General features: G+C 72.0%; 4 protein-coding genes and 1 pseudogene. 2 read left to right on the top strand and 3 right to left on the bottom strand.

Features of this window, described 5'->3' with window-relative positions; genetic code table 11:
- Both ACLEQD_RS35310 and ACLEQD_RS35305 read right to left on the bottom strand, forming a co-directional pair.
- Positions 1-291, bottom strand: a 291-nt coding sequence (locus ACLEQD_RS35310; protein ID WP_410390165.1) for a hypothetical protein, incomplete at its 3' end; no start/stop codon positions are given.
- Between the two features lie 31 nt (positions 292-322).
- Positions 323-2,680, bottom strand: a complete 2,358-nt coding sequence (locus tag ACLEQD_RS35305) for an AAA family ATPase (RefSeq protein WP_410390163.1) — start codon at positions 2,678-2,680, stop codon at positions 323-325.
- A gap of 197 nt (positions 2,681-2,877) precedes the next feature.
- Between ACLEQD_RS35305 and ACLEQD_RS35300 the strand changes: the two genes are divergently transcribed.
- Both ACLEQD_RS35300 and ACLEQD_RS35295 read left to right on the top strand, forming a co-directional pair.
- On the top strand, positions 2,878-3,330 hold the full coding sequence (locus ACLEQD_RS35300) for a flavin reductase family protein (protein ID WP_410390161.1): 453 nt from the start codon (positions 2,878-2,880) through the stop codon (positions 3,328-3,330).
- A gap of 42 nt (positions 3,331-3,372) precedes the next feature.
- The gene (locus ACLEQD_RS35295) at positions 3,373-3,972 is read left to right on the top strand and encodes a superoxide dismutase (RefSeq protein WP_171420283.1); all 600 of its coding nucleotides are present in this window, start codon (positions 3,373-3,375) and stop codon (positions 3,970-3,972) included.
- Between the two features lie 64 nt (positions 3,973-4,036).
- On the opposite strand, the pseudogene ACLEQD_RS35290 reads toward ACLEQD_RS35295, so the two are convergent.
- Positions 4,037-5,741 (bottom strand): annotated as a pseudogene (locus ACLEQD_RS35290) (hypothetical protein); the annotation flags it as partial.

Below are 5,741 nucleotides of genomic sequence, written 5' to 3'. Positions count from 1 at the left end.
CTCGAAGAGGTGCGAGCGAGGCCCGCCCAGCGTCCGCCAGGCCGGGTCGCTCCAGCGGCGCTCCTGGTCGCGCGCGGCCTCGCGAAGCACGGGCCCATGCAGGGCCGGGGTCGCGCCCTTCAGCGACGCGAGCCGGGCCGCCAGCTCGCGGGCGGGATTGGAGGAGGCGGGGCCCCGGGGAACGACGCCCGGTGCACGGGGCAGGGCCGCGGAGGACGAGGGTGTGCGCCCGGAACCCTTCCGGATCGAGGCCTTGGCGGACGCCTTCGAGCCCTGTTCACGGATGCGCACGGACCCCCCCCGCACCATCAGTGAGGGGACGCTAGGTCATCTCCACGTCCAGCACCAGGGAGGCCCGGATGGGATGTCCATGACTGCTCCAGAAGCGGTGGAGCAGGTCGAAGTCGTAGCTCTCCTGGACGCGAGGCGTGAGCTTGCGGCCATCCAGCTCGTGCGGAAGGCCGCGCGCGAGCAGCCCATGGAGCACGCCGAGCAGCTCGTGTTCCTCCTCCGCGCGGTTGGACCACGCGGAGACGATGAAGCCCAGCCGCAGCGCGCCGTTCTGGGTGACGGCCAGCCGGTAGAGCGCGAGCGACACGGCGGGCCGCTTCCCCGCGAGCGCCTCCCGGGTGGGAGAGCCGTGGAGGATGTGGACCTCCTTGAGGAAGTGTTGTCTCAGCTGCGTGTCCAGCGCCTCCTGGAACACCTCCGCCACGCGGCGCAGCCGGGTCCCCGCGTCCGAGGGAGCGTCCGCCTCCGGACGCCGGGACAGCCGGCCCAGCTCGTACAGCTCCAGGGCGACGGCGCGCTCCAGGTGCTCCTGGGCCAGCGGCGCGCCGGCCTGTTCGGCGAGGAAGATGGCCTTGAGGGCGGCGTTGCGGATGTCGCCGCCCGCCAGCCGGTGCCGCTGCGCGAGCCCGGCCACGTCCAGCGTCCCCGCGCGAGGCACGCCCTCCGGAAGCATCAGCTCCCAGATGCGGCGGCGCTCCTCGACCTCGGGGAAGGGGAACTCGATGCGCGCGTGGAAGCGGCGCAGGAACGCTTCGTCGATGGCGGTCTGGAGGTTGGTGGCCAGGATGATCAGCCCGTCGTGGCGCTCGATGCGCTGGAGGAGGAAGCCGACCTCCAGGTTGGCGAAGCGATCATTGGCGTTGCTCACCTCCGTGCGCGCGGAGAACAGCGAGTCCGCCTCGTCGAAGAACAGCACGGCGCCCGCGCGCTCGCCGTGGGACAGCACCTCGTCGATGTTCTTCTCCGTCTCACCCACGTACTTGCTGACGAGCCGCGACAGGTCGACGACGTACAGCGGCCGGCCCACCGCCTGCGCGATGACCTCCGCGGCCAGCGTCTTGCCGGTGCCGGAGCGTCCGGAGAACAGGGCCACCGGGCCGGTGTTCAGCCGGAAGCGGCGCGACAGGCCCCGCTCCTCGGCGACGCGGTCGCGCTGGGCCACGTAGAACAGCAGGCGCTCCAGCGCCGCGCGGGTCGTGTCGCGCACCACTAGGTCCGCGAACGTTCGCGACGTCTCCATCCGGTAGCCATGGCGCAGCGGCACCTGCACGAGCCGCGACGCGGCGGCGCGAAGGGCTTCCGCATCACCCCCTGGAGCCGAATCGAACACGCGGCGGATCTCCTGGAGCCCGCCCCGGAAGCCAGACGCCAGCCGTCCCGCGTCCGCCTCCGCCAATGACAGTCCACGGGCCCGGGCCTCCTCCCTCCACAGGGCCCGCCGCTGGATGAAGCCTGGCGCGGGAGCTTCGTGGTGTGGCACGGCGACAGGCTGCGCGGAGTCCGCGAGCACCAGGGCCCGCCCGCCGAACCGCTGGCACAGGCCGGACAGCGTCTCCGTGACGGAGAGCGCCAGCCCCCGCTCACACCCGGACATGTCCAGGGCCAGCAGGGCACCGCGCACGGAGGCCAGGCGCCAGACGGCCCGGGCCGTGGACGCGGGCTCCAGCGTGCCCGTCCACCGGGCGACGACCAACGGCATGCCCGCCTCCGCGGCGAGCCCCAGCGCCACGCCCAGGCGTTCACCCTCGCCGTGCACGACGCCGAACGTCCCCGGCGCCGCGCGCTCACCGGACGGCGGGGAGTCCGCGCCATGCCACTCCAACGGGAGGTCGCCCAGCACGGAGGGACGGGGCAACTCCAGCAGGGCGTCGCGGACCTCCGGAGCCAGGTCCACGGGGCGGAGCATGGGAGGAAAGGCGCCCGCGCCCGTCTGCAACAGGCCGGCGCCCGCGAGCAGCCCGCTGTCGGTCAGCGACGCCATCAAGCGCTGCGCGCGAGCCGGCGTGCGGCCCAGCACGGTGAGCAGCAGCCGCTCCACGTTCCAGCCCTGCGCGGTCTCGTCCTGGAGCACGGCGAACAGGCGCGGGTAGCGCGGCTCCAGCCACGCCGCGAGCAGCAGCAGCAGCGCCTCCTCCTCCACGGTGTCGACGCGCAGCGAGGCCCGCAGCCGGGCGAAGGGCAGGGGAGGCGAAGCACCCAGGAGCGGCGTCTCCGCGAGCGCGGTGCTGAAGGCCAGCTCCGCCGCGGAGGGGCGCACGGTGGTGCGCACGGCATCCCAGCCGCTCTCCTGCTCCCCCCGAAGCTTGGACGCGCGGTCCTCCTCCAGGTCACACACCTGGACGAGCAGCGCATCCAGACGCCTCAGCGTCTCCCCCCACAACGGATCCATGGGCGCCTCCGGCCGGACAGCATACGGGGCGTCCGGCGGATCCGGCCATCCGGGGGCGCCAGGGGCGGTGCCACTGCGTTGGTATTCCGCCAATGGATTGGAGGAAGTGCTGACCGGGTGGCGGGGCGGGTGGTAGAGACCGGCACATGACTCAGAGCGGTACTGAAGGGGTGTCGGCCCTGGAGTTCCGGGAGGCGATGTCCCGTTGGGCGAGCGGGGTGGCGGTGGTCTCCGTCCGGGACACGGACGGGGTCGCGGCGACGACGGTCAGCTCCTTCAGCTCGCTCTCCCTGACGCCTCCGCTGATTGTCCTGTCGCTGCAGCAGTCCTCCCGCACGCTCAAGCGCGTGGAGGCTGCCCGTCGCTTCAGTGTGAGCGTGTTGTCCACCTCCCAACGCGACGTGTCGGTCCGCTGCGCGAAGGGGGAGGCCGAAGGCCTGGTGTTCGACGAAAGCGCCTTCGTGCAGGACAGCCTGGTGGGTCTGGCGTGCACTCTGTTGGATGTGCACCGTTACGGCGATCACCTGTTGCTGGTGGGCCGCGTCGAGCGCATCCAGCGGGGAGCGGAGGCAGAGCCGCTGCTCTACTGGAACCGGGCGTATCGCGCGTTGACGGCGCACCCGGAGCCAGGGCCCGCCCCGAAGTCGTGAAACCGAAGACGAACCTCACGTAACCCAGAAAGGACGCACCCGATGCCCTTCACGCTGCCCGAGCTTCCGTACAAGAAGGACGCGCTGGCCCCTCACATGAGCGCGGAGACGCTGGAGTTCCACCACGACAAGCACCACGCGGCCTACGTCAACAAGCTCAACGAGCTGACCGCGGGCAAGCCCGAGGCCGCGAAGTCGCTGGTGGAGGTCATCCTCAGCAGCGACGGCCCCGTGTTCAACAACGCCGCCCAGGTGTGGAACCACACCTTCTTCTGGAACTGCATGACGCCGACCAACGGCGGCGGCAAGCCGACGGGGGAAGTCGCGGAGGCCATCAACCGCGACTTCGGCTCCTACGAGGAGTTCAAGCGTCAGTTCGCCGACGCCGCCGCCACGCAGTTCGGCTCTGGCTGGGCGTGGCTGGTGCAGGACAGCAGCGGCAAGCTGTCCGTCATGAAGACGGCCAACGCGGACCTGCCGATGAAGCACGGCAAGAAGGCGCTGCTCACCATCGACGTCTGGGAGCACGCCTACTACATCGACTACCGCAACGCGCGCCCCAAGTTCATCGAGACCTTCCTCACCAGCCTGGTGAACTGGGACTTCGTGAACCAGAACCTGAAGGCCGCGGACGTGAAGTGATGTGAAGCAAAGGGAACCGCGCGGCCCGGCTGGGTCCGGAGCGGCGCGGTTCCTTGAAGGACTGTCATTGGGCGGAGGGCCTTGCGCCGGCCAATCCCTCCACCAGGAACAGCCGCGAGAGCGCCTCGCTGTAGCTGTAGGCGTAGGACTTTCCGTCCGCGGAGAGCGCCAGCGTCATCACGGAGATGAGGCCCGGCATGTTTCCCTGGGCGGGGACGGTCAGGTGCGGCGTGCTCGCGCCGGTCCTCACGTCGACCCTGGAGACCTGCACCGGGAGCGAGACGCGTCGCAGGTAGAGGGCTTCTGCGCTCGCGTCCCAGCCCACCACGGTGTGGCCCGTGAAGCGGCCGGGGACGGTGCTGCGCGCCTCGCCCGTCGGGGAGAACACGCGGAGGTTGCCTTCCGCGTCCACGGCCGCGAGCCGTGCTCCGTCCGGGGAGATGGCCGTGTCGAAGCCCGTGCCTTCCGGGGTGATGGGCGTGGGGGCTCCGGCACCGGGTTCGAAGACCCACAGGCGGGCGCGATGGCCCTCCTCGTTGGCGCGCAGGAGCAAGCGCTTCCCATCCGGGAACCAGCGCGCGGTGAGCACCGTGGCGACCGGCGCGAGCGACAGGGACCGCGGCTCCCCCGCGCCCGTGGGCAGCAGCAGGTACTCCATCCGCTCGCCGTAGCGCGCCGTCAGCACCTGCTTGCCGTCCGGAGACAGCGCCATGGGAATGCCGTCTCCCAGCCGGACCGGAGGGGCGCCGTCGGTGGTCCGCAGGTACGCCCCGTAGGTGGGGCCCTCGACCTCTCCTCCCTCCGCGAAGACGAGCGTCCGGCCGTCGCGGGACAGGTCGGTCATGAACGAGGAGTCCGACCACGCCAGGTCGCGCTCCGCCCCCGCCTGACCGACCGCGAGCCCGGTGCGGATCACCGGGTGGTCCACCAGGACGGTGCCCTCGCTGGAGATGTCATGCAGCAGCATCCTCCCGGCGATCCTGTCCACCGGCCGCAGCGCGCCGCGCAGGTCGACGGCGAACAGCTCGGAGTCCGCGCCCGTGCGGGAGGCGGTGAACCAGACCTCGCGTCCATCCGGAGCCCACGCCAGCCCGCGGACGCTCGCCCAGTCCGCGGAGAGCTCCCGGGGCGGGCCTTCCTTCTCCAGCACCCAGACGCCGCCCCGGTCGTCCTTCGGGTGCGCGTGGAACAGGAATGCGATCCGCGCTCCGTCCGGAGACACGCGCGCGTGGCTGATCCACCCCTGGGACTCGAAGCGCACCGTGCCGGGAGGCTGCTCCAGCCGGAAGCTCTCGCCCACGCGGCGCACCACCGCGAGCGGTCCATTGCTGCGCCCCCAGTCCGCCTCCAGCACGCCGTCGAGCACGGCCCTGGGCGCGCCACCGCCCAGCGGCATCAGGCCCAGCGTCCCGCTGCCATGGTCCGCGTCGAAGAAGCGGGGCTCCAGCAGCACCGCCAGCTCTCCGCGTGACGACGTGGCGAGCACGTCCGCGGGGTAGCCCATCGGCTGTGACAGCGGGCGTTCGGTGCGCGCGCTGTAGAGCTCCGCGCGTCCTCCCTCCCACGCCGCGCCGTAGAGCAGCGTGTGGCCGTCCGCGGAGAACCGCGCGTTGAGCACGTGGCCCCGGCGGAACGTGACGGGGCGGTACGTCGGGCGCGACGCCTGCACCACGGGCGCCGCCGGCGCCGTCTGCCCGCGTCCGAGCGCCAGGAGCGCGCCCGGCCACGCACAGCAGCACGACGGCCGCGGCCGCGAACAGGGCCGGGCG

It is taken from the genome of Corallococcus sp. 4LFB, assembly GCF_046520365.1.
Classification (GTDB): Bacteria; Myxococcota; Myxococcia; order Myxococcales; family Myxococcaceae; genus Corallococcus; species Corallococcus caeni.
Note: the sequence above shows the minus strand (reverse complement) of the source record. Positions and strands in the feature narration are given on the sequence as shown.

Excerpts from the sequence above, each read along its gene's own strand:
- ACLEQD_RS35305 (WP_410390163.1), bottom strand. The coding sequence starts at position 2,680 with ATGGATCCGTTGTGGGGGGAGACGCTGAGGCGTCTGGATGCGCTGCTC.
- ACLEQD_RS35300 (WP_410390161.1), top strand. The coding sequence starts at position 2,878 with ATGTCCCGTTGGGCGAGCGGGGTGGCGGTGGTCTCCGTCCGGGACACG.
- ACLEQD_RS35295 (WP_171420283.1), top strand. The coding sequence starts at position 3,373 with ATGCCCTTCACGCTGCCCGAGCTTCCGTACAAGAAGGACGCGCTGGCC.